A 451-nucleotide genomic window follows, 5' to 3' on the forward strand; every position below is an offset into this window, starting at 1 on the left:
TCTTTGACTAATTGTTTTCTTAAAGTATTCATAAAAAATCTCCTTTACGACATTTGATTATATTTAAATCATTGCCATAAAGAAGATTTTTATTAACCTTGAAGCACAAATTATTTTACATTACCAGTTACTACCTCCTAATCGGTTTACTTGTTTATAAAATCTAATGCCTTATAAAGGGTATCAAATCTATCATTACCTTTTATCATAGTGTATCTCTCTTTAGTTATAGAACCTATCTTATTACATGCTCCTCCGCCTACAACATATAAATTCTCTGTTTGACCTGGTATATAATCTTTTATATCACATATTAATATTTTACCATCATTATAGCCCCAGCCGACTACTGTTGCAGGTATCTTGTCAACTTCTCCATCATAAACTATAGTGTGTTTATACATCTCTTTGGCTCCCTCATTTTTTATATTTTTATTCAATACACCTTCTA

Annotated in this window: 1 pseudogene; it reads right to left on the reverse strand. The window is 29.3% G+C overall.

Going from position 1 to position 451, the window contains the following annotated elements:
- Positions 1-146: 146 nt before the first annotated feature.
- A pseudogene (locus tag IC173_RS20425) lies at positions 147-451 on the reverse strand (N-acetylmuramoyl-L-alanine amidase); the annotation flags it as partial.

The organism is Clostridioides sp. ES-S-0048-02 (genome assembly GCF_020658495.1).
Taxonomy (GTDB): domain Bacteria; phylum Bacillota; class Clostridia; order Peptostreptococcales; family Peptostreptococcaceae; genus Clostridioides.